The following is a 1,759-nucleotide window of genomic DNA, read 5'->3' on the forward strand; positions in this document are numbered from 1 at the left end:
CATGTCCATTGGACTTACGACACTTGGTCGCTCGGCAATGGAACAGGCCGCGCGCTGGTGGCTGAAGGGGGTGACGCCTGGTTCTTCATCGCCGCCGACTATACCTTCGGCCGTCTGCTAGCGGGCGACACAGCGCAGTTCGTGACGGCAGCGGGTGGGCGCGTGCTCGGCACCGCCTACACACCTTTCCCCGAGACCACGGACTTTTCGTCCTTTCTGCTGCGGGCACAAGCGAGCGGCGCTAAAGTCATCGGCCTTGCGAACAGCGGCACAAACACGATCAACTGCGTGAAGCAGGCGGCTGAGTTCGGCCTCACAGCGCGCGGTGCCCGGCTCGCCGCGCTGCTGATGATGATAACCGACGTACATGCCCTGGGACTTTCGACGGTCCAAGGTCTAGCGTTGACAGAGTCCTTCTACTGGGACCTCAACGATGGTACCCGTGCGTTCAGCAAGCGGTTCGCGCCACAGGCGGGCGGCCGCATGCCAAGCATGGTGCAAGCCGGCGACTACTCCGCGACCCTGCATTACCTGAAAGGTGTGCAAGCGCTAGGTGCAGAGCGGGCGAAAGCCAGTGGCCGCGCCGTGGTCGATGCGATGAAGGCACTTCCCACGGAGGACCCGCTCTTTGGCGCTGGCAGTGTCCGCGTCGACGGACGCAAGCTGAACCCCATGTATCTGTTCCAAGTGAAATCGCCGGAGGAGAGCAAATATCCTTGGGACTACTACAAACTGGTCCGAACCATCCCCGCGCATCAGGCGTTTCGCCCACTGACGGAAGGCGGCTGCAGTCTCGTCAGGACATGATGCCGGCTTGGGTCTGGTCGGACTCAGCCATGCTCAGTTGAACATAGCCCGTGCGGCGGGGAAGCATGGCGGCCACTCCGGGTCGGGTTGCACTCGGGGGCAAGAAGCCAAATCACCAAGCTTCCATTGCGACGCGGGATAACGCGGAGCTACGTCACCGCCCAGCAAGGGCAGAAGGAGGTGTGGGTTTGCCCCGTTTCAGTGCCCACCGATGGGCAGACGTGGGTGATGAGGGCCAGCCCGACCGGCGTCTGGTCCGGTCAGGCAAAGCGACTGGCGCAGCGGATCGGTGGCGCCTGGGTCTACTTTGCGCCGTTCACCGGGCTCGTGGTGTTCGACGCCATCATGCTGGCGCAGTGGAACTGGACGAGTACGGCTTGGACGCTGGTCGCGCCGCGCATACTGGAGGCCACCGCGACCTATAACCCACCCAGCATCGCTGCCGGCAGTGGCCTGACCGCGACGATTGCGGTGACCGGAGCGGCGCTCGGCGACTACGCGCGGGCGAGCTTCTCGCTGGATCTGCAGGGCATCGTGCTGACGGCTTGGGTGCCGGCCGCGAACACGGTCAGCGTGCGATTCCAGAACGGGACTGCGGCAGCAGTGGATCTGGGCAGCGGCACGATCAGAATGAGGGTGGAGAAGGCTTAGACCCCGGCTGCCGTTGCCAAGGGAGCACACGGGCCCGGCTTGTTATTGCGTAAGCCGTGGCGATCTTGAATGTCTCCCTACAAACGATGCTGACTTTCCCTGACTGCATAAGCCATCTCAATAAGAGGCGGCTTTCAGAAACATCTATAGTGGAGATACCCTGATTTCCGTTCCGACCTTTGGGTCTCCATTTTCGGAGAAGAAGGACACCACCATTGGATTTCAGGCTCTTGCATCTCATCGCTACGGTCATCGACGCGTGCGACCGCCCGCCAGGGCATGGCCCGGGCCACCCGCCAAC

Annotated in this window: 2 protein-coding genes; both read left to right on the plus strand. The window is 62.7% G+C overall.

The features are described 5' to 3' along the window. On the plus strand, nt 1–807 hold an 807-nt coding region (locus Q7A36_RS39600; protein ID WP_305109285.1), incomplete at its 5' end, for an ABC transporter substrate-binding protein. 201 nt (nt 808–1,008) lie between these two features. Beyond that, nucleotides 1,009–1,458, plus strand: coding sequence for a DUF2793 domain-containing protein (locus Q7A36_RS39605; RefSeq protein WP_305109286.1), 450 nt, complete (start codon nt 1,009–1,011; stop codon nt 1,456–1,458). Nucleotides 1,459–1,759 lie beyond the last annotated feature (301 nt).

This window comes from Paracraurococcus lichenis, assembly GCF_030657435.1.
In the GTDB taxonomy this organism is placed as follows: domain Bacteria; phylum Pseudomonadota; class Alphaproteobacteria; order Acetobacterales; family Acetobacteraceae; genus Paracraurococcus; species Paracraurococcus lichenis.